Below are 25,891 nucleotides of genomic sequence, written 5' to 3'. Positions count from 1 at the left end.
ATGGTCGAAGATAACGTTACTTAAAACGTCATCTTCGGCCTTTTTAGTTCTGCATAAACTACAGGTGCAATAAAAAAGGATTCTAGAAAAGCCACGACTTTCTTAGAATCCCTTAAAAATAATGCCCCCAAAATTTGAGACAGGGCCATGAGTCAGTTATTAGCCTTCATAACCTGCAAATAAGTCGGTTGAAAGGTAACGGTCACCACCATCGGGAGCAAGCGTTACAACCTTCTTACCCTTACCTAACTTCTTCGCCACTTCAATGGCCCCATAAATATTGGCACCGGCAGAAATTCCTGGTAAGAACCCTTCCTTGTAGGCAACTTGACGGGCCATGTTAATGGCATCGTCACTAGCCACTTCAAGGACGTCATCGTAGATTTCTCTGTCTAAAACTTCTGGGATAAAGCCAGCAGAAATCCCTTGAATCTTGTGCTTACCACCCTTACCTTCTTTTAGGAGGGGGGATTCAGCTGGTTCCAGGGCATAAACTTGAATATTCTTGTCGGCTACCTTTAAGGCGTGCCCTACCCCGGTCAAGGTTCCCCCAGTTCCAACCCCTGCTACAAAGGCATCTAACTTACCGTCAAAGGCTGCTAAAATCTCTTGACCAGTTGTTTCTTCATGGACAGTCGGGTTAGCTGGATTTTCAAACTGCATGGGCATAAAGTAGCCATTATCTTTAGCCAACTGGCTAGCCTTAGCAATCGACCCCTTCATTCCATCGGCTCCTGGAGTCAAGATTAGCTTGGCCCCGTAGCCTTGCATTAACTTCCGCCGTTCCAAGCTCATGGTTTCTGGCATCACAATAATTACTTGGTAGCCCTTAGCTGCCCCAACTGCGGCTAACCCAATCCCGGTGTTACCTGAGGTTGGTTCGATAATCGTCCCGCCAGGAGTTAGCTTACCAGCCTTTTCAGCATCTTCAATCATTGCCAAAGCAATCCGATCCTTAACGGAACCAGCCGGATTGAAGAACTCTAACTTAACGTAGACATCAGCTGCATCTTCAGGGACTAGGTTATTTAATTTTACAATCGGAGTGTGTCCAATTAATTCTGTTACTGAATCATAGATTTTATCCATAGTATAGCCTTCTTTCACTTTTTACTTATTCGTTACACTTACTCTAACATGCCGCGCCACTAATTGAAGCCAGTTGGCAAAAAATGCTTGCTGCGCTTCTTGCCACTTAAACAAGGGTCCTTGCATACTTGCGGGCTGGGCAAAGTAATTTTGCGGCCGGGCCAAGGTTTGGGCCTGGTCTGGATAAGCCGCTAGCTCCCGCTGATACTCTTTTAGTAAGGCGTCACCTTCATATTCTAGGTGGGAGAAAAGATACGCCTGTAGGCCATCACTACTCTCCATCGCAAAGAGCTCGTCTTTTGCCGTCGTTGCAAGTAACCTTAACTCAGGGGTGCGCTTAATCTGAGCTAAACTTAATTCCGCATAGCGCGCATGTGGTGCCAAAAAGCCAGGAGTTAATCCGGCAAGCAAAGGTGAGTCATTAACGATGACTTGGGGATAGATTCCAAATAGCTTTTGGGCTAGGAGGTGCTTTTCTATTCCATAAAAGTAGTTGGCAGCCGCCATCGCCCCGAAGCAAACATACAGCTGACAAATCTGCTTAGCTTCTAAAAAAGCGAACAGCTCATGTAACTCAGCCATATAGGTTACTTCACTAAAAGCTAGCTTTTCAATCGGAGCCCCAGTCACAATGAAAGCATCTAACTTGGCAACTTCCTCCAATTCTAGCGGAGCCGCCATTGCGCTTACTTCCGGCGGAACCGGCCTATCTTGATAGTGATCCTTAGGATAGAAGTACTTTAATTCCACCGGCATTTGCGCCCTGGTTAGCACGTAGTCAAACCTCTTTTTCGTATCAACCTTGTCGTGCATAATATTAAGAATTCCAATTTTAAGTGGACTACTGCTTGCCATGAAAAAAACTAACTCCTTAATGTTAAAATTAATCTGCTTACTTTTTGTACACGGTTTTTATTATACAAGACCTCTCCCAGTCTACGCAAGCGTTTACCCTTGGACTGACTTGCTTAATTTAAAAAAACTATTTCCTAAAAATTTTCTCTTTAAGAAATAGTTTTCCAAGCTTTATTCCGTTAAGAACTCTTGCCAGCGCGGACCCCAACTAACTAAGATGCTGTTTAGCCCAAAAGTAAGCGCAGTTGCCACCCCCATTTGGGCAAATTCTAACTTAGCCTTGGGGAAGTCTTGCCTTAAATTAGGCACCCAGTAATCACGAAAGGCTTCGTTATCGTAATCACCCACGATAGTAATCTGCATCCGGTCTTCAAGCGCATCGTAGTTAGTATAAATCCAACTTTGAAGCTCCGCATAGGCATTCTTGGCCCGGCGCTTGGTATTGAACACTTCAAATTGTCCCTGTTCGTTAATCTCACCTAGAGTCTGTAACGGTAAGATTTTCTTACTTAAAAATGACTTGCCATTTGAAACGTAGCCCTGTTTTTGAAGGCTCTTCAAGTCGGTGAGGGCTATAAACGTTTGCAGCTGGCGGCGCATCCGGCCCAGCTTTCGCAAGATAGTCTGTATATCATCACCCCTGGCAATCATTTCTGCACTCGCTTCAACAAACTGCCCTTGTAGGCGCCCAATTGTTTGCGTGTCAAAAGCATGAATAGTTAGCCCAGCAATTTGACCGCTACAAGCCTGGAGGTGGGTGGCAAGTGTGCTTAGGCCGCCGGCAGGACATATTCCTAGGACGGTATCATATCCTTGTGCCACCAGTTGCTCTAAGTTCTTTACAAGTTCAGCCACCCGAACCTGAGCGATACTTCCTACTAGCTTATCTGCAAGCATGTCCCGGTATTGTTCTAGGTTCAAGTCCCGGTCCTCATAATAACGGACGCCATTGATTTCTAGTGGTACCGGGATTACCTTGACCTGATATTTCTTAAGCAGCTGCGGTTCTAATCCAGCCGCACTATCCGTTAAAAGTGCTATCTGCATCCCTGCTTACCTTCACTTTCTATTAGTCTACTATGCTATTTTAACACGTTTTTCCCAAAAACAAGCCGGCTAAGGCTAAAGCCAGCCCCCCAAGGTAACTAATAACCAGGTACAGTACGGCTAAAGTTTTTAGTCCCCCATCACCTAGGGCAAAGACCTCGGTATTAAAGGTAGAAAAAGTAGTAAACCCCCCCATAAATCCTGCCCCTAAAAAGGGGTTAACCATCTGACTTCCAGTCAAGAAGCCTAAGCAAAAAGCCCCGCTTAGGTTAATCAATAGCGTTGCCCAGGGAAAGTTAAAGTGTGAGTGCCTTTTAATTAAGGTTGTTACTAGGTACCTTAGACATGCTCCTAAGGCAGCCCCTGTTCCGACTAGCATCATCTGTTTAGCCCCCTTAATCTTTGGGCTAGGAGGTAGCCTAACCAAACTAAGGTTAAGCCCCCGACACTAGAAAACACAAAGTAAGCACTAGCTGCCCCCCATGCGTGGGCCAAAAGTAACTTACCTAGTTCCAAGCTAAAGGTCGAAAAGGTGGTAAAGGCCCCAATTAAGCCGGTTCCTAGTCCGGTTGTTAACCAGCCTGGAACGTGGTGTCTGTCGAATAGATAGTAGGTTAAAAAGGCCAACAAAAAGCAACCACCTAAGTTAACACTAAGCGTGCCGACTAACCCCAACGCTTGCCCAATTAAGTAACGTAAATTACCACCAACAAAGGCAAAGAAAGCAACACTGAGTAGGTTAGTTAGTTTCATTATTTTTCTGCCAACTTACTGTCTAAATACTTTTCCATTGCCTCTTGTGGTTTATAGCCCACTACTTTTTCCTTGGCCACCCCGTCTTTGAATAAAATCAGCGCGGGGATACTCATAATTTGATAATCTTGGGCCAAGGCTTGGTTAGCATCAACGTTAACCTTGGCAAACTTGATTTGCCCCTGGTACTTCTTTTCTAACGCCTCTAACACAGGATTCATCATGCGGCAAGGCCCACACCACTCTGCCCAAAAATCTACCAAAGTCAAACCTGATTGTGTTTCTACTTCGATGTTACTTGCGGATAAATTTTTTGCCATTTTAATCAAACCCTTCTCACATAATATTGATAACTACCATAACTTACCATAGTTTTTATAATCTTACCAACTAAAAAACCCGTCCCCCTTGCTTAACAAGAAATACGGGTTGTTCGCACTTAGTCTGCTGGATTTAAAATAAATTTTTCAATAACCTCTGCTACCCCATCGTGATTATTATCATTTTGGGTAACATATTGAGCCTTGGCCTTCAAGAAGTCACGTCCATTAGCCATACTTACTCCTAAGCCACAAGCTTCAATCATGGATAAATCGTTGCCGTTATCCCCAATCGCAATAATTTCCTCGCGCTTAATTCCGAGCATTTCCCCTAGTTTCAAAACGGCTGCCCCCTTTGTGGCCGCTTGATCGTTAAATTCGACATAGCGGTCAGATGAGAAGGTAATGTTTAGGCTAGCATCAATTTCAGCGTTTACAGTTGCTTTTACCTCAAGCCGTTTTTGTTCATCTAAGACTTCATAAAGCACCTTAACAATCGGAGTGGTTGCTAAGATGTCAATGGCTTCCTGCGGCAATTCCCAACCGGCAACCCGGCCAGTTAAATAGGCTGCATCAGTTTGGGATGGATTCCAAATATAAAGCTTATCAACCGTGTAGACATGCACGCAGTACCCCCGGTCCATCCCAAGTTGCCACAATTTCTTAGCAATTTCAAAGTCTAAAGCCTGGGTTGTTAAAACTTTAGGGCCCGCATTTTCAACAATTGCCCCTCCATTAAAGGAAATAACGTATTGGCCTTTTTGTTGCTTAAGTCCTAGGGTGGCTAGGTTATCTTGAATCGTGAGAAAATTCCGGCCTGTATTAGGAACAAAGTAAACTCCTTGTGCACTGGCTGCCTTAATAGCCGCAACCGTTTTAGGAGTGATGATCCGGTCATCACTTAGTAAAGTTTCATCCATATCACAAGTAACTAATTTATACATACTAACCCACTCTTTCTAAATCGTTTTCATAAAAATCAATATAGCATACTTGTACCAACAAATCAACGAAAAGCAACTAGACTTACAGTCTAAATAACTTGGATTTCCAAACTAGCGGGTTTATAATATACTTGATTATGAAATTTATGAATTTAAGGAGCCATTTTTATGACAGCGACGCTCAAACTCTTAACTGACTCATCTATCCAATTAACCGCTGAAGAAGTTGAAAAATACCACATCACCATCGTCCCCCTTTCAGTCGAAGTTGATGGTAAAAGTTACGTTGATGGTGAAGATATCAGCCGCCAAGAATTGGTTGAACACTTACGCCAAGGAAATATTCCCAAAACTAGCCAACCAGCTATGGGCCGCTTCGTTGAAGCCTATAACGAATTAGGTAAAGACGGTAGTGAAGTCTTGGCAATTATGATGTCAGATGTTCTCAGTGGGACCTATGAAACTGCTAAAACGGCAGCCACAATGACCGATACTAAGGTAACGGTTATCAACAGTAAGTCTACTGACCGCGGGCTCGCCTTCCAGGTCTTAGCTGCTGCCAAAGATATTCAAGCCGGTAAGTCGCTCGAAGAAATCATCGCCCACTGCCAAGATATTCATAAGCGGACTACCATCGACGTTTTAATTGATAACCTTGATTGCTTAGTAGCAGGTGGACGCGTTAGCAAAATGGCGGGCATGTTAACTAAGTTGATTAACCTAAAAATCATCGTCCGCTTACGCGATAACAGCCTAGACGTTTACTCAAAGGGGCGCAGCAAGAAGTTGTTCTTAAAACACGCTAAAGAAATTGCCGAACGCCACCTTAATAATCCAATTAAGGCGCTCGGTTTATCCAATGTTGGAACTGACGCTGACTTCTTACAAAAGTTAAATGACCTTATCTTACCAGCAGATGCGGCCTTTAGTGGCTTACGTGAATTAACTAGCCCCGTGATTATGACCCATACCGGGCTTAACGCAGTCGGTGTTATCACCCTCGCTAGCAAGGAAGAACCTGCTGACAATCAATAACTAATCTTTTTCATCCAAGCTTTGGGGCTTGGATGTTTTTTATTACAGTTTTGTTAAGAAAAAAACAAATCCGCCTTTTTTTGCGTATATCTATAATGAAAGGTCATTTTGATACCATCTCAGATGGCTTTCTTATATAATAACTAAAGGAGATGTTTCCATGAAACATTACAAAAATAGACGGCGCCAGTTCTTAGAGGAGTGGGAGCAGTCGGATATCAGTAACGACTACATTTTTAGTAAGGTAATGGCCCAACCCCAGTTGTGTTTACATCTGATTAAGGCCGCCTTACCCCAGCTAAAGATTAAACGGGTCTACGTTCGCTCCCAGGATGGGCTTAGTGCCAATCTCGATGCTAAGGACATCCGTCTAGACATTTCCGCCTACGGGGAAGGTGGCGAAATGTTTGATATTGAGATGCAAACCATCCGGCCGAAGTATCTGATGCAGCGCATCTTATATTACCACTCCACCATGATTACGGAGCGCCTCTATCCCCGAGAAAGTTACGGTGATATTCCCAAAACCTATGTGATTTTCATCTGTTTATTTGATTGGTACCGGCTAGGCAATTCATTTTACGAGGTCAATTTGGTGCCAAACGGAGTCAATGAGCTTAAATTTAAGGATGGGTTTGTCTCCTTAATTCTTAACCCCTACGGGGACATGACCGGCTGTAGTGAGGAATTACAAGACTTCTTCGACCTAGTTGCCGGTCGGCTCGCAGGAAGAACGGATTTTGTTAGGGAAGTTAAGTACGCAGTAAAGTTAGCTAAAAGAAGAAACGACTGGAGGGATCGTTATATGTTAGTAAAAGATTGGGTTCAAGACCGTGTAGATTATGCAGTGGAACAAAATACGATTGCAGTGACAGATAGGGTAACAGCAGAAGTAACAGCAACTATGCAGGAGAAATTTGCACAGCAGTTAATCAAAAAAGCCATATCTACTGAGCAAGACTATGAGTCGCTAAGAGCAGATTTAATTGATTTTTTTGACGCAGACTTTGCCGATAAGATGTTAACCAAATACTACAAGTAAAGCTACCAGCGTGACTAAATTTTAGTCACGCTTTTTTATTCCTTTTTAAAAAATACTATTATTCCAAAACAAGAATAAAAATCACAAATCATTCTAATTATTATTTTGTAATTTTTCTAATTTAAAACAATTATCCCCAGTGTTATAATAAACATGAAAGATATCAATAATCTTTAAGGGGGTTCTTACCATGAGACATTTAACCAAACTATGGACCATCCTAGGGATTGGCCTGGTCGCCTTAATCCTTCAGTATGGTTTAAATTTACAACTTTACGCCCAAATCTTAGTAACCGTCGTGGGGGCTGTTATTGCCCTCCAGATGTTTATTGAAATGATTGGCACCCTAAAATCCGGAAGCTATGGTGTTGACCTGTTGGCAATCACTGCGGTCGTTGCCACCCTAGCCGTTAGTGAATACTGGGCCGCCATGGTCATCTTAGTTATGTTAGTTGGCGGTGACTCGCTTGAAGACTACGCTGCGAAAAAAGCCAACTCGGAGTTAAAGGCCCTACTTGATAACTCCCCACAAATTGCCCATAAGTTGGTAGATGATGACGTAGTGGACCTAGCCGTCGACGAAGTTTTAGTTGGTGACAAACTGCTTGTTCGCCCTGGTGAATTGGTTCCTGTTGATAGCCACATCGTCAAAGGAGAAAGTTTCTTCGACGAATCCTCACTGACCGGGGAGTCCCGCCCACTTAATAAGCGGGTTGGCGATAGCTTGATGTCCGGTTCATTAAACGGGGATGCTTCGGTTACCATTCAAGTCGACAAACTAGCCATTGATAGCCAGTACCAACAATTAGTTAAATTAGTTAAGGAAGCCGAAAAAACACCGTCTAAGTTCGTGCGCCTAGCCGACCGCTACGCGGTACCTTTCACCCTGGCTGCCTACGTTATTGCCGGTATCGCCTGGTACTTATCCAAAGATCCAGTTCGTTTTGCTGAGGTGCTAGTTGTAGCTTCACCATGTCCTTTAATCTTGGCTGCTCCTGTTGCCATGGTTTCTGGCATGAGTCGCGCTTCCAGAAACGGGATTGTGGTTAAGACCGGGGACGTCCTAGAAAAGTTGGCCCGTGCTAAAACCGGCGCCTTCGATAAAACTGGAACAATCACTAGTGGTCAACTCTCCGTTGATAAGGTCGTAACCTTAGCTGGTGTTAAGGAAGAAGATTTACTTGCCATGATAGCTGGTGTTGAAACCGAGTCAAACCACATTTTAGCCCGCTCCATTGTGGCCTACGCAGATGATCACGGTATTGATGGGGTTGCCACCGACAGCCTTTCCGAGGTAACCGGTAAGGGGGTTAGCGCCATGGTCGCTGGTCAAAAAGTATTGGTTGGTAAGCTAAGTTTCGTGGCCCCTGACAGCAAGATTGACAAACCACAACAAACCGCCATTTACTTATCTGTTGCAGGCAAACTTTGGGGCTACGTCCTCTTCATCGACCATATTAGACCCGAAGCAGCTGAAACAATGACTACCCTCCAAAAGCTTGGAGTTAGCCACCTCATGATGTTAACCGGCGATCAAAAAGCAATTGCAACTAAAGTGGCTAACCAAACTGGCTTAACCAACGTTCAAGCCGACCTCCTACCGCAAGATAAAATCGCGGCCCTAAAGGCGGTCCCTCATAGCGACCACCCTGTCTTTATGGTGGGTGACGGGGTTAACGACGCCCCTTCCTTAGCTACAGCCGACGTTGGGATTGCCATGGGGGCCCATGGCTCTAGTGCAGCCAGCGAATCAGCCGATGTCGTCATTTTAAAAGACGACCTCTCCAAGGTTGCCAAGGCTGTTATTATCTCCCAAGACACCATGCGTATTGCCCGCCAGTCTGTCTTAATCGGGATTTTCATCTGCTTAGGTCTAATGTTAATCGCTTCTAGTGGGCTTATCCCCGCCTTCATTGGGGCCATGTTCCAAGAAGTTGTTGATACGGTTTCAATCCTTTGGGCCCTTAAGGCACGTTACTCGCACGAACAACAAGTGGATGTTACCAAAAAGCATCACTACAAAACCAAGTTGAGCTAGCTTAAATAACTAATAGTTTAAATAATGTTTTACTAACTTATAATTTTCTTAACTTGATTTTCACCTAAAGAAACGTTATATTGTAAGAGTACCTAGTAAAACAACTTTTTCATTTACTCCCCCTATAAGTAAATGAAAAGGCAACTATTATCCCCTAGTTAATAGTTGTACCTATTCCTTTTTGCCCCGTGGTTTCCACGGGGTTTTTTGTTTATTATAAAAAAGGACCACATGCAACTGCATGTAATCCAATCTTCATTGTTATTTACTAAAATCCTTATTCTTCAACAAATATTGTTTCCCGGCAGTCATATCATACTGTACTAACTGGTAGTCATGATACAGTTCCTGTTGCTGTTTAGTTAACTGCTCAGGTTTTAAAATCTTTCCCTGCTTAGTCACAAAACTAACCATCGTATTATAGTTGTTAGTTGCATTCATCTTGGGATTGGTCGACATGGCTGGTAACTCATCTTTAACCTTAGTTAACAGTGCTAAGTAACCGTTAACTTTCGAGTTGGTTTGTTCAGCCACCATCGCCGGAAAATCGTTTGGAGCTACTAATCCGGTAGCCTTAGCTAACTTAGTCTTAGCTCTGTGTTTTCTAGCATACTTATTTGAGTAAATGAAGTAGTCAGTTTCGTGCAAGACCACCCCATCTTTTTTCATGTTATTCCCACTGTAAATCCCTGGCAGGTGATCACCATAGAAAACAATCGTTACCGGTCGGTTCAACTTATCAATTTGCTTAATAAAATTAGCCACCGCTTTATCTGTATAACTCAAGCCGGTCGCAAAATCCGCAATCATGTCGGCCGTGGTCTCATCTGTGACCGCTGAACCAGTAGCACGATATTTCTTGGTCCCATCATAATATCCCTTATCATACGGGAAGTGATTTTGCATCGAAACTAGGTTGATAAACTGGCCGTTCCCCCGTTCCTTTAAAACCCGCAAGGTGTTAGCAAAAGCCGTCTTGTCGTCTAAGTAAGGACTGCGGTCAATCGTTTCTTGGTCTGTAATCTTATACTTGCTACCAAGGTGATAGAAGCGTTCAAAGCCAAACTTCTTATAGGTCGTTGGTCGACTATAAAAGACCCCTTCATAGGGGTGAATCGCGGCTGACTTAGCAAAGAGCTGATTAAAACTCCAAGCCTGCTTTTGGAAAGGAACCAGCTGAGTATATGGGGTCGGTAAGGTCGCTGAGAAGTTGGCCACCGTTAACCCTGTCAAACTCATATACTCAATATTAGCGGTACCCCCGCCATAACCAGAACTAAGCATCAACCCCGAGGTATTCTTAGCCATTATGCCTTGAATTTGCTTAATCGGATTATGGGCTAAACTTACTCCCGGAACGCGGTTAGGGTCAGCAAAGCTTTCACTCAAACTAAAGATAATGCTTTGGTCTTGCCAATTATTCGTCCTAGTCTGGTTAAGCTTTTGCGCTAAAGCGTTATACTTATTAGCAAGCTCTGCCATCTTAGCTTGAGAATAATCTGCCGGCTTTTCCATCACCTGGGTGTCAACGTTATCTAGGAACTGCAAGAGCGGTCCATTCTGTTGGGCGCCTAGAAGCTGGTTATAAAAAGTTGGATCGTTGCCCAAGGCTAGTGAAACGGTATGCACCTTACCCTTGTTATGGTTCAAGAGGAGGCTGGAGCTAAAGAAGAGGCAAGAAACAACTATCAAAATTAAACGCGTTATCCATTTAGTTCCCGGTTGAGGGTACTTACGCTCCATATAAACAATCAAGCCAATTCCCAAGCCTAGTCCAACGGCCCCTCCAACCAAGACAGGCGTCGTTGCCATATGCAAGAGCTCATTAATCGCCTTAAGCATCACAATTTCAGACGGTAAAATTGGTTCATTTCTAATCCCGACCTTAATATTTTCCGTCACAAAGAGCACCAGCATACTAATCGCCACTCCCAGTGTCGATAGCCAGTAGCGATTAGTCAAGCCAAAAATGATACCCCACAAGGCAATGATGATTAAGGCGTTGAGCCAAATCATCATTGGACGGGCTAAGAAAATATAATGCCAGGCACTATAAGTTGGGCCCATATTAAGTGTAATCTTAAAGTTAGGACTTACGAAGAGGAAGGAACTATATGATAGGATAATTGCCCCTAAAATTCCCCATAAGTAACGCTTGTTTTTCCGACTCCAATTTCTAACAGTACGCAAAACATTAACTAAATCAAAGTTAGTCCAGTTTTTCTCTAGACTTCTGTTAACAGGAAGGTAAGCTAAAGCACTTAAAATTAACGTTGCTATAATCAACCAACCTAACTGATGCATGCTTTGACTAAACGCAGCATGTGCCTTAATGAGGCTAGCCGTATTAGGATATTTCTTATCGAGCTGAGCCTTAGTTACTGCTAAAATGACATTATTGGTCGCTAATAGTAGCCCAACATAAGCAAAATTAGCCAGAACTAATCGCCAACTTCGTTTCATTCCCTTAACATAAGGTAATATTGCCATTCCCATGAATACAGCAAATATAACCGCTGGCAAAGCACCATTATTCAAGAAACGGCCTGCCGTTGAATAATCACCATGGATATCATGGGAAATATATGGCATCCAGTAGTTTAATAGTAAGTAGAAAATTCCTGCTATTAAAGAGATAGCTAACGCTAGCCAAGCTTTAATTTCCACTGGTTTCTTAGCAATAACGGCTCCAACTAGAAACATCACTAAACCAAACGTTAGGCCAGTTCCATTCCATATTCCAAACGGATCTTGTCCAAAAATAGTTGGTAGTCCCGTCATTATAATTACAATTACTAGAATTTGTTTCCAACTTAGTTTTAAGAAATACTCATCGGCCTTTTTTAAACAACAAAGACCAATAAGAACCCCTGAGGCTAACGGATAGGTATTTCTTAGCACTGGTAAAAGTGAGTTATATAAATCACTCACACTAAAGCTATCATTGAGATAGAGAGCCACTACTTGTAAAGCCAGACTAGTTACAACCGTTGCTAGCCATAACTTAATAGCCCTAACATACCTCAAGTTAGTCTCATTACCTAATAAAAATCCTAGCATAACTAAAAAAAGGTTTTTTCCTAAAAAGGTTACCCCTTTGAATAGTACTAATTGATTGTATTCAGTTGTTACATGTTTTGTTAAATTCAAATCTGCCAGATCTAACTGCCAGTATTGCTGACTAAACAGAAGTAGTCCTGTTAACAGGACTACTAAAGCAGTTGATAGGACTAATTTTATTTTTTGTGCCATTGCAACTCCTAATGTTTCTTAAAAAATGGGTATTGCCTATTCAAGTAAAAAGATCTAACTACTGGTATTTTAGGAATAACTACTACTGCTAAAATAGTTATTAAAAGTCGATAAAATACGATTGCATATGTTATCGCTAAGTTACTATTAGTAATAGTGAAAATATGCTGAGCTATGAAGCTATTCACCTTTAGTGAATTCATTTCCACTAAATGAATCGATAAAACTATCAACGACAACTTTCCATAATAATCAATATATTTAGTAGTAATACTCTCTGTAATAACTTTAGCGACAACCATCATAAAATAACTACCACCAATACCGCCCAGTACTGCCAGTAATCTATTATCAGCAAACGCGGTATTTAGGTAGAAGAAACCACTTTGTGCCGAAATCATCCACAAAATTAACCCTATACTTGCTAATGATAAGTTAGCTTTTTCAACTAGATCATACTTTCTAATCATGTAACCAGCATAATAAAAACTTTGACTAACCAAAGCGGCGTTTAAAGACCATGGTAGTTGGATATACTTGCTTGTCCAAAAGCCTGCAATCACCATTATTATTACCAAAAATTCTAAAGTACCCTGTTTATTCATTCTGTTGGATAACTTAAATGCCAAAGTAAATAAAATATTTCCACAAAACATCGCTAGCAAAAACCAAATTGCACCAATCGCTGGAATTGCTAATTTATTCGGTAATACTGTAGAAGTACCTATACCGTAAAATGCTCCTTTAACAAAATCTTTAGCTGAAAATTCATTAACCCAGCTAGGAAATATGCTATAGACTTGCTCTATTAGCGCAATCAGTATTGCCGAAAATACATATGGCAAAATTAAGTTAAAGAATCCACCTTTTATTACTTGTGACAGCTTCTTTTCCTTAAATAAATACCCAGACAGAACAAAAAAGACTGGTACATTAACAGCAAATAACAATTTGCCTAAAAAACTTGGTCCATATACTCCAGCCAGAGAGTGAACCATTATTATCATTACCATCCCACTAGCACGTACAAAATCAACCCATGCTATTCTGTTTTTCATCAACTTTATTTCTCTCCAATTTCCGCCATAAATTCATGTAAGGCATCCTGCCACATTGGAAATTCAAACCCAGTTTCCTTAGCCAAGTGCATTACTGAATAATGTGGTCTGAATGCCGCTGTAGGATATTCATCAGATGAGACCGGTAAAACTTCCACGTCTTTATCCTTAAGAATTTCCTTTGCAAATTCATACCAGGAACAAGTGCCATCATTTGAACAATGGTAAGTCCCATAGGCAATCTTATTATCAACTAGGTAAGTGATAAATTCTGCTAGGGTTTTAGTCCACGTTGGGCGCCCTACTTGATCTGAAACTACGGTCAATTTGTCGTGAGTCTTAGCTAAATTAAGCATAGTGTAGACAAAGTTGTGCCCATATTTACCGTATACCCAAGCAGTCCGCACAATATAGTACTTTTGGCAGTACTTCTTCACGGCTTGTTCACCTAGGAGCTTAGTCCGCCCATATTCGTTACGTGGTCCCGTTGGATCGTCTGGCATGTATTCGCCTTCCGTCCGACTACCATCAAAAACATAGTCAGTGCTGATATACACTAAGAGTGCATCATATTTAGCACAAGCCTTGGCAACAATTTCCGTTCCCGTAGCGTTAACAGCTTCATTAACAGCCTTGCCTTCGCCTTCAGCTTTATCCACGGCAGTATAAGCTGCACAGTGGTAAACTACTTCCGGCTTGTTTTCTGCAAAATAAGTTTCCACACTAGCTTCGTCAGTAATATCTAACTTTTCAACGTCAGCTGCTTCATAATCTGTGATGCCGCGCTGATTTAATAAATGTTGCATTTCTTGGCCTAATTGACCGTTACCACCGGTAATTAAAATCTTCATTGCTCGTTACTTCCTTTCACTTCACTAAAGTAAAACCCCAAGGCCAAACCTTGGGGTCGCATATTATTGCCCGTTCTTAGCGTACTTTGCTTCAACCGCAGCTTTCTGAGCTTCCCACCAGTCACGATGATTAGTGTACCAATCAATCGTTGCCTTAAGGCCTTCCTTGAAATCAGTGTATTGTGGTTGCCAACCTAATTCATTGCGTAACTTACTTGCGTCAATCGCATAACGTAAGTCATGGCCGGGCCGATCCTTTACTTGATCGTAAGCATCAGCTGGTTGACCCATTAATTCAAGGATTAATTCGAGTACTTCCTTATTATTCTTTTCACCGTCAGCCCCGATTAGGTATGTTTCACCAAGCTTACCTTCAGTCAAAATCTTCCAGACTGCGCTTGAATGGTCGTTGGTGTGAATCCAGTCTCGAACATTCTTACCAGTTCCGTAAAGTTTTGGGCGAATTCCACTCAAGATATTGGTTACTTGGCGTGGAATGAATTTTTCAATGTGTTGGTAAGGACCGTAGTTGTTGGAGCAGTTTGAAATAGTTGCCTTCAAGCCAAAAGACCGGACCCAAGCCCGAACTAGTAAGTCTGAGCTAGCTTTAGATGATGAGTAAGGGCTACTTGGCTTGTAAGGTGTTTCGGGGGTGAATTTTTCACCTGGACCTTCACCGTGACCAGGTAAGTCTTCTCTCAATGGCAAGTCCCCATAAACTTCATCCGTTGACACGTGGTGGAAACGAACCCCGTACTTGGTACATGCTGAAATTAACACAGAGGTCCCGACAATGTTCGTTTGAATAAAGGGTTCGGGATTTTGCAATGAGTTATCGTTGTGACTTTCAGCGGCATAGTGAACCACTGCGTCTGCCTTTTGAACTAGCTTATCGACTAATTCCTTGTCACAAATATCCCCCACAACTAACTCTACCCGGTCTGCTGGTAATCCAGCTAAGTTTTCCTTATTTCCGGCGTAGGTTAGCTTATCTAAAACAGTAACGTGAACTTCAGGGTGGTTATTAACTACATAGTGCACGAAGTTAGAACCGATAAAGCCGGCTCCACCAGTTACAATAATATTCTTAAACATCTCAGTTCCTCCTAGATTTCACCGTAAACGAATGGATTATCTTTTTCAAATTCTGTCAAAGTAGGTTGCTTAGCATCCTTTTCGGAAGTAATCGCCTTATCCAAGTCGATTGGCCAGTCAATGTTTAACTCTGGGGTCTTAAAGGAAATCCCACCATCGGCTGCTGCGTCGTAGTAGTTATCACACTTGTACAAGAAGTTAACATTATCAGTTAAGGTTACGAACCCGTGCGCAAAACCCTTTGGCACCAATAATTGCCGGTGATTACTTTCAGAAAGGATGTAACCTTCCCATTGCTTGTAAGTTGGGGAACCTTTACGTAAGTCAACAATTACATCTAATACGGCTCCGGTTGCAACCCGAATTAACTTCGTTTGAGCCGCCTTTCCCCGTTGGAAGTGTAATCCACGTAATACCCCAGCTTGGGTTGAAAGTGAGTGGTTATCTTGAATAAAATCAAAGTCAATCCCAGCTTCCTTAAAATCACGGTCAGAGTAGCTTTCAGTGAAGAACCCCCGGTGATCACCAAACACAGCTGGTGTAATTAACTTAACGTCTTGTAACTTGGTTTCCTTTACAACTAATTTACCCATTATCCTTACTTCCTTTACTTAATCTTCTTGAGCTAAGCGCAATAGATATTGCCCGTAGTCATTTTTCTTCATTGGTTGAGCCAATTCTACTAACTTGTCCTTTGAAATCCAACCCATTCGGTAAGCAATTTCTTCTAGGCAAGCCACCTTTAAATTTTGCCGCTTTTGAATTGTCGCAATGAAGCTGGCTGCTTCTAACATGGAATCATGTGTCCCAGTATCAAGCCATGCGTAGCCCCGGCCCATTAACTTAACGTCTAATTTACCCCTCCGGAGGTATTCCTTGTTAACGTCCGTAATTTCTAATTCACCACGAGGAGATGGCTTTAGGTTAGCCGCAATGTCAACCACGTCGTTATCGTAGAAGTACAAGCCTGTTACCGCATAGTTACTCTTAGGCTGAGCAGGTTTTTCTTCGATTGATAAAGCGTGCATCTCTTCATCAAACTCAACCACCCCAAACCGTTCCGGATCATTAACGTGGTAACCGAAAACAGTCGCACCACTTTCTTTTTGGGCCGCTTCTTGAAGGAGCTTAGACAAGCCACTACCGTAGTAAATATTATCACCTAAAATCAAGCAGACCGAATCAGTTCCGATAAACTCTTTACCCAGGACAAAAGCTTCAGCTAAGCCATTAGGCTGTTCTTGTACCTTATAGGAAAGGTTAATCCCAAATTCAGAGCCATCACCTAACAATTCTTCGAAAAGCGGTGTGTACTCCGGAGTAGAAATCACTAAAATATCTCTAATTCCTGCTAACATCAAAGTTGATAGGGGGTAATAAACCATTGGCTTATCGTAAACTGGAATTAACTGTTTAGAAATTCCCCGTGTAATTGGATATAACCGTGTCCCACTTCCACCAGCTAAAATTATTCCTTTCATACGCTCAGATCCTTTGCTTAATTATAGAACTTAAATCTTTTTCTCAATAACTACTTGGCTTTTCTCAAAAAAGTAACTGCTTGTTTTAAAATAGTTGGTTTTAGTACTAATGTCATTAGTAAGTATATTACCGTCCCTAATACTATTTCGACTCCAATACTTAATACACTGGTTCCAAGGTTTCTATCTAGCCACGATACCGGAATAAACATCGCTATTCCACCTAGTAAGTATTTCCATGTATTCGTAAATAAACGCTTATACTCAATATCTTTCCTAATAGTCCAAAGTTGGTAGCCAGTTACCATTGCTTCTGACAAAACAGTTGAAACCATTGCGCCCATTAATCCCCATAATTCCATTAATGGGAAATTCAAGATAAAGTTTACAACCGCTCCTATAATTACCGACGTACTAAATTCTTTTACACGATCTGTTGGCAGTAGGTACTGAATTCCGATTGCATTACTCCAACCGATTATAACAATTACTGCCGATTCAATCATGATTGCTGGACCAACTGGCTCAAACCCCTTACCATAGAAGTACGGAACGCCATGCAACCCGACTGCTGCTAAACCAAACGCCATCGCAACTGACAAAAATGATACAAAGTCAAAAGACGAGTATAACATTTCATTAATCGCTTCTTTATTTCCCTTGGCAAACTCACTAGCTACGTGAGGCAACATAACCGTCCCTGTCGCAGTAACAAGAGCTAGCACCATCTTAACCAAGCTATCAGAATTATTGTAATAACCAACTGCAGTTGAGTTGACAATAATCCCCAACATATTCTTATTTAAAATTAAATAAATTTGCGTAGCAATCTGCGGAACAAACAAAGCCAAGGAAGGCTTAATATGTCTCAACGGTCTTAAAGTACTTAGCTTGACTTTAGTTAACATCACTCGTAACCGCGGCCACAAAGTGGCATTTCCCAATAAAGTCGAAAAACCTGTTAGGAAAATGTACAAAGCCACATCGTTAGGCGTTTTAACAAAGGTTAAAATTAATACTAATGATAAAATCTTAACCCCTGTGTTTCTAATCACGGTCCGTTTAAAGTCTTCTAACCCCATGTAAAGCCAGGAAATATCTAGAGTTGCCGCCAAAATATTAATAGATTGAACCCAGATATACCACGTATATTTAGTATATATCTGTAGGAAAATCACCAATGCAATGTAAGCAACTAAGGTCATTACAAATTTAACAATTTGGATTTCCCAAAAAGTCCGGCTCATCTTTTCCTTATCATCACGAACGTAGGCAATTTCCCTATTCCCATACAAAGCAATCCCGATGCTAGCGATTAGCACAAACCATTGAATCCAAGCATTGGTATCGGCGTAAATCCCCACCCCATGTGGCTTCAAAGTCCGACTAATGTAGGGGGCTGTAATTAAGGGGGTTATTAAAGCTAATATCTGGTACCCAGCATTATAGAGGTAGTTACGAACAACCTTCATGTTTTATCCCTCAAATTCCTTTTCCACAGTCACTAAGGCTGCCATGATTACTTGGTCCATGTTGTAATAACGGTATTGGCCTAAGCGCCCACCGAAAATTACGTTCTTAGCTTCCCTATCAGCTAATTCCTTGTAACTAGTATAAAGGGCATTGTTTTCCTTATTGTTAACTGGATAGTATGGTTCATCACCCCGTTGCCAGTTAGCTGGGTATTCCCGGGTAATAACCGTCTTGCCCTTTTCACCCTTACCAAATTCAAAGTGTTTGTGTTCGATAATCCGGGTAAATGGTGTTTCTGCATCCGTATAGTTAACCACCGCGTTACCTTGGTAGTTATCTTCATCTAAAACTTCCGTTTCAAAGCGGAGACTCCGATATTCCAGTTCACCTAACTTGTAATCAAAGAATTGATCAATCATCCCCGTGAATACCACTTTATCGTAGTCATTCAAGTACGCTTCTTTCTTAGCAAAGAAATCAGTATTTAACTCTACCGAAATATTTTCGTGCGCCAACATCTTTTCTACAATTTGGGTGTAACCACCAACCGGAATTCCTTGGAAGTCATCATTAAAGTAGTTGTTGTCGTAAGTGAACCGCACTGGTAAGCGCCGGATGATAAAGGCTGGTAAATCAGTTGCTTTGTGTCCCCATTGCTTTTCAGTATAACCCTTGATTAACTTTTCATAAATATCTGTTCCAATCAAAGAAATAGCTTGTTCTTCCAAGTTTTCTGGACGCTTATTACCTAGAATTGAGCGTTGTTCTTCAATCTTAGCTTGGGCTTCAGCTGGTGTCACTACACCCCAAAGCTTATTAAAAGTATTCATGTTAAATGGTAGATTGTAGATTTCGCCATTGTAATTAGCTACGGGTGAGTTAGTGTAGCGGTTGAAATCTGCAAATTGGTTCACATAGTTCCAAATCTTTTTGTTAGAAGTATGGAAGATGTGGGCACCATATTGGTGAACTTGAATCCCATTAACTTCCTTCGTATAGATATTACCTGCGATGTGATCACGTTTTTCAATCACCTTAACTTCATGGCCACGTTTAGCGGCTTCATATGCAAAGGTCGCACCAAAGAGACCTGCACCTACTACTAAATATTTAGTCATTTAAATTTCTCCTACCTAAATTATTTTGCGTTTTATTTCTTAAAAACATACAATTAATGTAAGATAATAAATATCAAAATAGTGTTAGAATATACAACTATTCGTAAAAAATTACACACAGTCGTATTATATCATAAAGTAAAATTTTCGTTTGTTAAAAATTATATAGTATCTTTTTTGGTACTCATGGAGGATTATTATGCCTAATATCGCAATCATTGGCTACAATATTTTTGGAATCGGTGGAACTACTCGTAGCAACCTTAATCTCATGCACGAGTTTGGCCATTCTGACTATCAACTTACATACTATAACTACACGGAGTTTAGCAAACGTGATGTTCTATCGCTTAAGAATAAGTACCCTTATACCTCCAAGGTGGACCTTCGTTTTTTCTTGGAGTTATATAACTTAGAACCTAAGCAAAGTTACAACTATATTTTTGTTACCAGGGAAGACTTCTTCCCTTTGGCTAAGATCTTGCGTAAAGCTTACCCACAAGCCATTATTATTGGTGAAATTCATACTCCCCTAGCCTTGCTTAACCTTAAGTTAACTGGGCTCGAGTATTTTTCTTGCCTGCGGGTGGCAACCGAATCAATCAAGGAAAAATTAAGCTCCCAGTATGATTACAACCGGATTTACGTCCAAACTGTTAGCTTAGCCCACCTTAACTGGAATTTTAAGGAACAAGTCACTAATTCTAACCTCCTGGTCCATTCTCGTTTCGACGATAGCCAAAAAGATATTAGTTATACTTTGCGTCTTCTGAATCAGTTAGTTAATAACGAAGGCCAAAAGCAAGTTAAGCTCTACTTATCAGGTGCCGGGCCTGATTTAGGTAAATATAAAAAATACATTAAAAATCACCAGCTCAAAAATAACGTTACAATTTCTCAACGTAAGCTGCCACAAAATTTCACCGCAATTTCTACTTCCCACTACGAAACCCTGGGTTACTCAATCATTGAAAGTGTTGCTCAAGGCCACAGGGTGCTTGCTTACTATGGGGATGATGACGTTGTCTATGAAAATTTAGCAGATGTTCCTTTGATTACCTGGCTAAGTAAAGATCTTAAGGAAGATACTCCTAGGGTCTTAGCGGCCCTAAGAGCCCGCCCAACTTTAGCAGAGTTCCGGGAATCTCAAGCGGCGCTTGAAAAATTAGCCGGGCATTACCTAGAGAAATTCCTTGCTAACACCCAACTCTACCAAGGTGTAAAATTTGACTTAACCAAGATTACTTCCGTAGATGTTCCAACTTGCCGAAAACAAATCGAGGCTATCCTTGGTTCACCGCTAGCCCCTTGGTATATTAAATTGTACCGGCATCTTAAGAAAACCCCCTTAAAAATATTTTTACCAAAATAAGAGGACCGCAATAAGCCAAGTAGTTGGCTTATGCAGTCCTCTTATTATTCACTTACCACTAGCCCCTGACGTTCTACCGCTAACTGTTCAAATCTCCCAGTCAAACCTAGAGCTTGAGCTTGTTTGATAAAGTCCGGCACCTTACTTTGGTCAATAACCACCATCACCGTTGGCCCGGCCCCACTGAGATAGGTTGCCAGTGCACCCACCTCGTGACCAAGTTTTCGTAGAGCCTCTAAATGTGGTACTAATTTCAACCGGGCTTGTTCATGGTAACGGTCAGCTTCCATCAAAGGGCCAATCTCCATTAGGTTCCCGGTTAAAATTGAGGCAACCAATGCGTTGCCGACACTTCCTGCGACCACTGCGTCTTTAAAGGCTAATTGCTTAGGTAAGGCCTCCCGACTTTGGCTGGTAGCTAATTCATAATCCGGGATGTAGGCTAGAAAACTTAACTTAGGAAAGCTGCCCTTTACGCTAGTGACGTGTCCGTTAACGTAAGTAGCCGCTACAAAGTCGCCCAAGATTGCAGGAGCAACGTTGTCGGGGTGACCCTCAAGTTCGGTTGCCTTTTGAACTAGCTCGTCCTTGCCAATTCCTAACTTACCTAAATGATTAGCCAAGGCCAGCCCGGCTACAATTGCAGTCGAGCTACTACCAAGTCCCCGTGCCAAGGGAATTTTAGAGTCAACCCTAACCTTATGAGGCTCTAAATTAGGTGCTAAGCCCAAGGCCGTTTTGATAATCATATTTTCTTCGTCAGTGGGAATGTCTGCACCCAGGTCATGCTCAACTACCCATTCATCAGATTTAGGACCCACGGTTAGGGTTAGATACATAGATAGGGCAATCCCTAGTGAATCAAACCCAGGTCCCAAGTTAGCACTAGTTGCTGGTACTTTAATTACTGTCATCTTCTTACCCACCTAACACTTTATAAGCTGCAATCACTTCAATCGTATCTAGCTGAGCCAAGGCCACCTTAATTTCATTTAGCTGCGCTTCGCTCATCTTGTGGGTAACCATCGTTACCCGCGCGTAATCTTCATCTAGTTGAGTCTGAGTAATGAGATTAAAGCTTGCTTGTGCCTTAGTCATAATTTCGGTTAACTTCAACATTTGCCCAGGTTGGTCTAAAACCTTAAGAGAGATGTAGTAAGGATAGACTACCTCACTTGGGACGGCTAATTTTACGTCGGCAGAATAATCGTTGAATCTGACCCCGGTTGTCCCCATAACAATATTTTTAGCCACCGTAATAATATCACTCAACACACTATTAGCCGTTGGTAATTCCCCAGCTCCGGGGCCATAAAACATAGTTTCACCCACAGCTGCCCCGGTTACGAAGACGGCGTTATTTTCATTTTGGACCGCCGCTAGCGGTTGATTTCTTGGGACTAATACTGGTCCAACTGACACATCTAAGTGCTTATTAACCAACTTGGAAATTCCCAGGAGCTTTAACTTATAACCTAACCGTTTAGCCTCCGCAATATCTTCGGCCTTAACGTTGCTAATTCCTTCTAGCTTAACGTCATCAAGGGTAATATCCTTTCCAAAGGCAAACTGAGTTAAGATAATCATCTTGTAAGCTGCGTCAATCCCCTCAACGTCGTTAGTAGGGTCGGCCTCCGCAAAACCTAGTTCTTGAGCTTGTTTCAAAGCCTGCTCATAGGAAATACCGGCCTGGTTCATTTGGGTCATAATGTAGTTGGTCGTCCCGTTAACAATCCCCTTTACCTCTACAATCTTGTCGGCGGCAAAGGAGTTGACAATGGTCCGTAAAATTGGAATTCCCCCAGCCACACTGGCTTCATAATAAAGGTCGCAACCTTGTTCTAAAGCTAAACCCGTCAACTCTGGACCGTGAGTGGCAATCAAATCTTTATTGGCAGTAACCACGTGTTTTCCAGCTTTTAAAGCGCGCTTGATATAATCACGAGCAGTGTCAACCGTTCCCATTACTTCCACTACTAGGCCAATTTCTGGGTCATTCAAGATGGCAGTAACATCGTCCGTAACATTAATACCGGTCATATCAACCGACCGCTTCTTAGTTAAATCATGAACCACTACTGTCTTTACCACCAATTTTCGCCCGGTAATCAAAGAAATCTTTTCCGCATGGTCGGTTAACATCCTAACAACACCACTTCCGACTGTTCCCAGTCCTAACATCCCGATATTAATGACTTCCATCCTGACTCCTCCTCGTATAACTAATTTTGTTAAATTAATCTTATCATATTTTTCTCATTTTAGGGATAATAATTATTATAGAAACCTAAATTAATCTCTTGCGCAAAACCTATTAACCTAGCTTAAACCTGTTAAAAGCTAGCTAAATATGATATTCTAATAAAAAATACAGTTTCTAAGGAGGTTTCTCATAAATGACTCTCTACCGTAGTACCCGCGATCCTCAAGCTAAAGCCATCACTGCTTCCCAAGCCGTCCTTCAAGGGCTTAGTCCGGATGGCGGTCTATACGTTCCCGTCACTATGCCCCAAATCGACTTTAATTTAGAAGACGCTTTAGCTTTTTCATACCAAAAGTTAGCTTACCGCATCCTTAAGCCCTTCTTTTCTGATTACTCACAAGCAGAACTCACGGACTGCATCAACTCTGCTTACGGACCTAATTTTACCGACCCCTTAGTCGCTCCGGTTAACTACCAAGCGGACAATGCTTATCTAGAATTGTTCCATGGCCCTACAATTGCTTTTAAAGACATCGCCTTGCAATTATTACCTTACCTCATGACTACGGCCGCTAAGAAGAATCAACTTACTAATAAAATTGTAATTCTAACAGCAACTTCAGGTGACACTGGTAAAGCAGCAATGGAAGGTTTCGCAGACGTTCCTAACACCGAAATTTGTGTCTTCTACCCTAAGGACGGGGTCAGCCCAATCCAAGAAAAACAGATGCTAACCCAAAAAGGAGCCAACACTCACGTAATTGGGATTAAGGGCAATTTTGATCAAGCCCAAACTAACGTTAAGGAAATTTTCAACAACCGTGACCTAGCCGAACAGTTAGCAACCAAGGGCTATCAGTTCTCATCTGCTAACTCTATTAATATCGGCCGCCTCTTCCCGCAAGTTGTCTACTACTTCCACGCTTACCTGCAGCTGGTTAAAGCTGGTAAGGTGACTCTAGGCGCGCCCGTTAACTTCAGTGTTCCTACCGGGAATTTTGGCGATATTTTAGCCGGTTACTACGCTAAGCAACTAGGGCTACCAATTAAGAAGTTAATTTGTGCTTCCAACAAAAATAACGTCCTAACTGACTTCTTCAACGAAGGTACTTATGATAAGAACCGGCCATTTTACGTAACCACCTCACCATCCATGGATATTCTAGTCTCAAGTAACCTTGAACGGCTCCTCTTTTACATTAGTGGTGAGGATGCAGCAAAGACGGCCCAACTAATGGCTGACTTAAACCAGACTGGCAAATACAGTTTGGATGAGAACATGAAAGCCAAATTGGTGGACTTCGCTGCTGGTTTCGCCGACGAAGTAAGCACTGAGGCCGAGATTGCCCGGGTCTACCAAGCTAGTGGTTACACTCTCGATCCTCACACCGCCGTTGCCTCCGCAGTAGCTGAACAATATAAAAAGGCTAGCGGCGACTCCACTCCCATGGTGGTTGTGGCTACCGCTAGCCCATATAAGTTCCCCCAGGCTGTTCTGCGTTCACTTGGTGCTAATGAAATTGATTCTGGCTTAGACGCCGTTAACCAGCTCCAAGCCTTAATCAAAGTTCCACTCCCTAAGACTGTTGCCGACTTATTTACCGCTAAAGAACTTCACTCTTTAGTGGTTGAACCAGCAGAGATGGAAGCAACCGTAATTGACATTTTAGAATAAATTTTTTGATATTATAATGCCCTTTGATTATAAAAATGAAACCAAAATTCGTTTTATGCTCAAAGGGCATTTGTTATAAATAAGAAGTGAAGATTTCTATAACTACCAGCAAGCAATCTACTTAATTAGTTTGTATTCTCAACAAAACACAGTCCATATTAACTATTAGTAATTAATGTCAAGCTTTTCTTTATAGCATTTTTGAAAAAGTCGCCCTTTCTTAACTTAATCGAAATTTCTGTAGCATTATGCTTAAATTTTTGATAGTCATCTTCTGACATATTTTCTAAAATATTAGGTATACTGTCTAAATCCGATATTGCAATTCCTACCCCTTGTTCTTCCACAAACTCGCTTAATGCACTCTCTTTCCAAACAAGTACAGGAATTCCTAATGCTAAATACATTGACAATTTGTATGGATTGTTATATCTCAAATATTCACCAAAATTACCTGAACAAGTATGAACTGAATCACCATCCCAAACCAAACCAAACTTTCCACCAAGACAACTAGGATTATTAGCATCAAAAGATCCATAATAATGAACATTATCTCTTTTATCTTTCGTTGTGTAATTTATCCCATATAATCCATAACTAGATTCTGTTGGTAATTTGTAAACAAAAGCTGCTTTTTCTTCACTTAAATTTCCAGCAATAATAACATCATCTTTTGAAAATTCTTGTATTCCTAATTCTGTAGGTAATAGATAGTCAAATATTCCTAATTCAATAATTTTTTCGCTAGAAATTTTAAACTTCTCTATATATGATTTCATAATTTTATTATGTGCTACCACCAAAGAAAAAGATTTTAATATTACCAAATCCCTCATCTTCCATTGATATTTATTAACCCAATCATTTAAATTGCGAGGTTTCAGCAATCTAAGATGATTCAAATCATGTACAACCACAATAGTATTTACTCCCTTTTTTTTCAGCCTTCTACATTCTTTACTTACTATATATGCCTTTTTTAGGGGATACTGTACTAATAATACGTCTCCAGCTTTCAAGGCCTTCAAGCTTTTTTTTAATTTTACCGAAAAATTTTTCTTTGATATAGAAAAATCAATGCCAATTTTAACAAAATTCAATGATTCTAGAATTTGCTCAATATCCTTTTTAGGCTTAGTCCCTGCATCTCGACTATTACCAACGTTCTCGCTTAAAAAATAATTCAT

The 25,891-nt window shown here is 41.4% G+C and carries 23 protein-coding genes; 5 read left to right on the top strand and 18 right to left on the bottom strand.

Features of this window, described 5'->3' with window-relative positions:
• Positions 1–159: 159 nt before the first annotated feature.
• From cysK to N4597_RS00970, 7 genes are all read right to left on the bottom strand, one after another.
• Complete coding sequence (gene cysK, locus N4597_RS01000) at positions 160–1,089, bottom strand: cysteine synthase A (protein WP_056976666.1); 930 nt, start codon at positions 1,087–1,089, stop codon at positions 160–162.
• A gap of 21 nt (positions 1,090–1,110) precedes the next feature.
• Positions 1,111–1,944, bottom strand: coding sequence for a homoserine O-succinyltransferase (locus tag N4597_RS00995; protein WP_260904201.1), 834 nt, complete (start codon positions 1,942–1,944; stop codon positions 1,111–1,113).
• 171 nt (positions 1,945–2,115) lie between these two features.
• A complete protein-coding gene (locus N4597_RS00990; RefSeq protein ID WP_260904196.1) occupies positions 2,116–2,991 on the bottom strand; it encodes a DegV family protein in 876 nt (291 codons plus the stop codon).
• A gap of 40 nt (positions 2,992–3,031) precedes the next feature.
• Entirely contained in the window at positions 3,032–3,373 is a 342-nt protein-coding gene (locus N4597_RS00985; protein ID WP_056976669.1) for a fluoride efflux transporter FluC, read from the bottom strand.
• Complete coding sequence (locus tag N4597_RS00980; protein ID WP_260904195.1) at positions 3,370–3,744, bottom strand: fluoride efflux transporter FluC; 375 nt, start codon at positions 3,742–3,744, stop codon at positions 3,370–3,372. The genes N4597_RS00985 and N4597_RS00980 overlap by 4 nt, the downstream gene beginning before the upstream one ends.
• The gene (gene trxA, locus N4597_RS00975) at positions 3,744–4,064 is read right to left on the bottom strand and encodes a thioredoxin (protein WP_260904194.1); all 321 of its coding nucleotides are present in this window, start codon (positions 4,062–4,064) and stop codon (positions 3,744–3,746) included. The genes N4597_RS00980 and trxA overlap by 1 nt, the downstream gene beginning before the upstream one ends.
• A 119-nt stretch (positions 4,065–4,183) precedes the next feature.
• On the bottom strand, positions 4,184–5,008 hold the full coding sequence (locus tag N4597_RS00970; RefSeq protein ID WP_094131145.1) for a Cof-type HAD-IIB family hydrolase: 825 nt from the start codon (positions 5,006–5,008) through the stop codon (positions 4,184–4,186).
• A 168-nt stretch (positions 5,009–5,176) separates the two neighbouring features.
• Here N4597_RS00970 and N4597_RS00965 point away from each other — a divergent pair, with 168 nt between their 5' ends.
• The 3 genes from N4597_RS00965 (at position 5,177) to N4597_RS00955 (ending at position 9,123) form a co-directional block, all read left to right on the top strand.
• Positions 5,177–6,043 carry a DegV family protein gene (locus tag N4597_RS00965; RefSeq protein ID WP_172573218.1) on the top strand — a complete coding sequence of 289 codons (867 nt, stop codon included), beginning with the start codon at positions 5,177–5,179 and terminating at the stop codon, positions 6,041–6,043.
• Positions 6,044–6,203: 160 nt separating this feature from the next.
• Positions 6,204–7,085 carry an Rpn family recombination-promoting nuclease/putative transposase gene (locus N4597_RS00960; protein ID WP_260904193.1) on the top strand — a complete coding sequence of 294 codons (882 nt, stop codon included), beginning with the start codon at positions 6,204–6,206 and terminating at the stop codon, positions 7,083–7,085.
• Positions 7,086–7,275: 190 nt separating this feature from the next.
• Positions 7,276–9,123: a heavy metal translocating P-type ATPase gene (locus N4597_RS00955; RefSeq protein WP_260904192.1), complete on the top strand. Its 1,848-nt coding sequence runs from the start codon at positions 7,276–7,278 to the stop codon at positions 9,121–9,123.
• Positions 9,124–9,384: 261 nt separating this feature from the next.
• Here N4597_RS00955 and N4597_RS00950 read toward each other — a convergent pair whose 3' ends face one another.
• The 8 genes from N4597_RS00950 to glf all read right to left on the bottom strand — a co-directional run bounded on the left by N4597_RS00950 (position 9,385) and on the right by glf (position 19,451).
• Positions 9,385–12,375 carry a sulfatase-like hydrolase/transferase gene (locus N4597_RS00950; protein WP_260904191.1) on the bottom strand — a complete coding sequence of 997 codons (2,991 nt, stop codon included), beginning with the start codon at positions 12,373–12,375 and terminating at the stop codon, positions 9,385–9,387.
• Between the two features lie 8 nt (positions 12,376–12,383).
• Positions 12,384–13,433: an acyltransferase family protein gene (locus N4597_RS00945; RefSeq protein ID WP_172575785.1), complete on the bottom strand. Its 1,050-nt coding sequence runs from the start codon at positions 13,431–13,433 to the stop codon at positions 12,384–12,386.
• A 5-nt stretch (positions 13,434–13,438) separates the two neighbouring features.
• Entirely contained in the window at positions 13,439–14,284 is an 846-nt protein-coding gene (rfbD, locus tag N4597_RS00940) for a dTDP-4-dehydrorhamnose reductase (RefSeq protein ID WP_260904189.1), read from the bottom strand.
• A gap of 63 nt (positions 14,285–14,347) precedes the next feature.
• Positions 14,348–15,379 carry a dTDP-glucose 4,6-dehydratase gene (gene rfbB / locus N4597_RS00935; RefSeq protein ID WP_089144636.1) on the bottom strand — a complete coding sequence of 344 codons (1,032 nt, stop codon included), beginning with the start codon at positions 15,377–15,379 and terminating at the stop codon, positions 14,348–14,350.
• An 11-nt stretch (positions 15,380–15,390) separates the two neighbouring features.
• Positions 15,391–15,972, bottom strand: a complete 582-nt coding sequence (rfbC, locus tag N4597_RS00930) for a dTDP-4-dehydrorhamnose 3,5-epimerase (RefSeq protein ID WP_050611309.1) — start codon at positions 15,970–15,972, stop codon at positions 15,391–15,393.
• 18 nt (positions 15,973–15,990) lie between these two features.
• Positions 15,991–16,860 carry a glucose-1-phosphate thymidylyltransferase RfbA gene (rfbA, locus tag N4597_RS00925; protein ID WP_050611310.1) on the bottom strand — a complete coding sequence of 290 codons (870 nt, stop codon included), beginning with the start codon at positions 16,858–16,860 and terminating at the stop codon, positions 15,991–15,993.
• Between the two features lie 50 nt (positions 16,861–16,910).
• Positions 16,911–18,332, bottom strand: a complete 1,422-nt coding sequence (locus N4597_RS00920) for a flippase (RefSeq protein WP_260904188.1) — start codon at positions 18,330–18,332, stop codon at positions 16,911–16,913.
• Positions 18,333–18,335: 3 nt separating this feature from the next.
• Positions 18,336–19,451, bottom strand: a complete 1,116-nt coding sequence (gene glf / locus N4597_RS00915; protein WP_260904187.1) for a UDP-galactopyranose mutase — start codon at positions 19,449–19,451, stop codon at positions 18,336–18,338.
• 199 nt (positions 19,452–19,650) lie between these two features.
• Here glf and N4597_RS00910 point away from each other — a divergent pair, with 199 nt between their 5' ends.
• Entirely contained in the window at positions 19,651–20,823 is a 1,173-nt protein-coding gene (locus N4597_RS00910) for a glycosyltransferase family protein (RefSeq protein ID WP_260904186.1), read from the top strand.
• 44 nt (positions 20,824–20,867) lie between these two features.
• On the opposite strand, the gene thrB is transcribed toward N4597_RS00910, so the two are convergent.
• Positions 20,868–21,737, bottom strand: a complete 870-nt coding sequence (thrB, locus tag N4597_RS00905; RefSeq protein WP_260904184.1) for a homoserine kinase — start codon at positions 21,735–21,737, stop codon at positions 20,868–20,870.
• 4 nt (positions 21,738–21,741) lie between these two features.
• On the bottom strand, positions 21,742–23,025 hold the full coding sequence (locus N4597_RS00900) for a homoserine dehydrogenase (RefSeq protein ID WP_172575793.1): 1,284 nt from the start codon (positions 23,023–23,025) through the stop codon (positions 21,742–21,744).
• 194 nt (positions 23,026–23,219) lie between these two features.
• Here N4597_RS00900 and thrC point away from each other — a divergent pair, with 194 nt between their 5' ends.
• Complete coding sequence (gene thrC / locus N4597_RS00895; protein ID WP_260904181.1) at positions 23,220–24,701, top strand: threonine synthase; 1,482 nt, start codon at positions 23,220–23,222, stop codon at positions 24,699–24,701.
• Between the two features lie 158 nt (positions 24,702–24,859).
• Here the strand turns inward: thrC and N4597_RS00890 are convergent, their stop codons facing one another.
• The gene (locus N4597_RS00890; RefSeq protein WP_172575795.1) at positions 24,860–25,891 is read right to left on the bottom strand and encodes a galactofuranosyltransferase; all 1,032 of its coding nucleotides are present in this window, start codon (positions 25,889–25,891) and stop codon (positions 24,860–24,862) included.

It is taken from the genome of Ligilactobacillus agilis (genome assembly GCF_025311475.1).
GTDB lineage: Bacteria > Bacillota > Bacilli > Lactobacillales > Lactobacillaceae > Ligilactobacillus > Ligilactobacillus agilis.
Note: the sequence above shows the minus strand (reverse complement) of the source record. Positions and strands in the feature narration are given on the sequence as shown.

What these genes read in the sequence shown, in the direction of transcription:
- rfbA (WP_050611310.1), bottom strand. Translation starts at nt 16,860, where the DNA reads ATGAAAGGAATAATTTTAGCTGGTGGAAGTGGGACACGGTTATATCCA.
- N4597_RS00950 (WP_260904191.1), bottom strand. Translation starts at nt 12,375, where the DNA reads ATGGCACAAAAAATAAAATTAGTCCTATCAACTGCTTTAGTAGTCCTG.
- N4597_RS00965 (WP_172573218.1), top strand. Translation starts at nt 5,177, where the DNA reads ATGACAGCGACGCTCAAACTCTTAACTGACTCATCTATCCAATTAACC.
- rfbC (WP_050611309.1), bottom strand. Translation starts at nt 15,972, where the DNA reads ATGGGTAAATTAGTTGTAAAGGAAACCAAGTTACAAGACGTTAAGTTA.
- N4597_RS00955 (WP_260904192.1), top strand. Translation starts at nt 7,276, where the DNA reads ATGAGACATTTAACCAAACTATGGACCATCCTAGGGATTGGCCTGGTC.
- N4597_RS00990 (WP_260904196.1), bottom strand. Translation starts at nt 2,991, where the DNA reads ATGCAGATAGCACTTTTAACGGATAGTGCGGCTGGATTAGAACCGCAG.
- N4597_RS00920 (WP_260904188.1), bottom strand. Translation starts at nt 18,332, where the DNA reads ATGAAGGTTGTTCGTAACTACCTCTATAATGCTGGGTACCAGATATTA.
- trxA (WP_260904194.1), bottom strand. Translation starts at nt 4,064, where the DNA reads ATGGCAAAAAATTTATCCGCAAGTAACATCGAAGTAGAAACACAATCA.
- thrB (WP_260904184.1), bottom strand. Translation starts at nt 21,737, where the DNA reads ATGACAGTAATTAAAGTACCAGCAACTAGTGCTAACTTGGGACCTGGG.
- N4597_RS00890 (WP_172575795.1), bottom strand. Translation starts at nt 25,891, where the DNA reads ATGAATTATTTTTTAAGCGAGAACGTTGGTAATAGTCGAGATGCAGGG.
- cysK (WP_056976666.1), bottom strand. Translation starts at nt 1,089, where the DNA reads ATGGATAAAATCTATGATTCAGTAACAGAATTAATTGGACACACTCCG.
- N4597_RS00910 (WP_260904186.1), top strand. Translation starts at nt 19,651, where the DNA reads ATGCCTAATATCGCAATCATTGGCTACAATATTTTTGGAATCGGTGGA.
- rfbD (WP_260904189.1), bottom strand. Translation starts at nt 14,284, where the DNA reads ATGAAGATTTTAATTACCGGTGGTAACGGTCAATTAGGCCAAGAAATG.
- N4597_RS00995 (WP_260904201.1), bottom strand. Translation starts at nt 1,944, where the DNA reads ATGGCAAGCAGTAGTCCACTTAAAATTGGAATTCTTAATATTATGCAC.
- rfbB (WP_089144636.1), bottom strand. Translation starts at nt 15,379, where the DNA reads ATGTTTAAGAATATTATTGTAACTGGTGGAGCCGGCTTTATCGGTTCT.
- N4597_RS00985 (WP_056976669.1), bottom strand. Translation starts at nt 3,373, where the DNA reads ATGATGCTAGTCGGAACAGGGGCTGCCTTAGGAGCATGTCTAAGGTAC.
- N4597_RS00980 (WP_260904195.1), bottom strand. Translation starts at nt 3,744, where the DNA reads ATGAAACTAACTAACCTACTCAGTGTTGCTTTCTTTGCCTTTGTTGGT.
- N4597_RS00970 (WP_094131145.1), bottom strand. Translation starts at nt 5,008, where the DNA reads ATGTATAAATTAGTTACTTGTGATATGGATGAAACTTTACTAAGTGAT.
- N4597_RS00900 (WP_172575793.1), bottom strand. Translation starts at nt 23,025, where the DNA reads ATGGAAGTCATTAATATCGGGATGTTAGGACTGGGAACAGTCGGAAGT.
- N4597_RS00945 (WP_172575785.1), bottom strand. Translation starts at nt 13,433, where the DNA reads ATGAAAAACAGAATAGCATGGGTTGATTTTGTACGTGCTAGTGGGATG.
- thrC (WP_260904181.1), top strand. Translation starts at nt 23,220, where the DNA reads ATGACTCTCTACCGTAGTACCCGCGATCCTCAAGCTAAAGCCATCACT.
- N4597_RS00960 (WP_260904193.1), top strand. Translation starts at nt 6,204, where the DNA reads ATGAAACATTACAAAAATAGACGGCGCCAGTTCTTAGAGGAGTGGGAG.
- glf (WP_260904187.1), bottom strand. Translation starts at nt 19,451, where the DNA reads ATGACTAAATATTTAGTAGTAGGTGCAGGTCTCTTTGGTGCGACCTTT.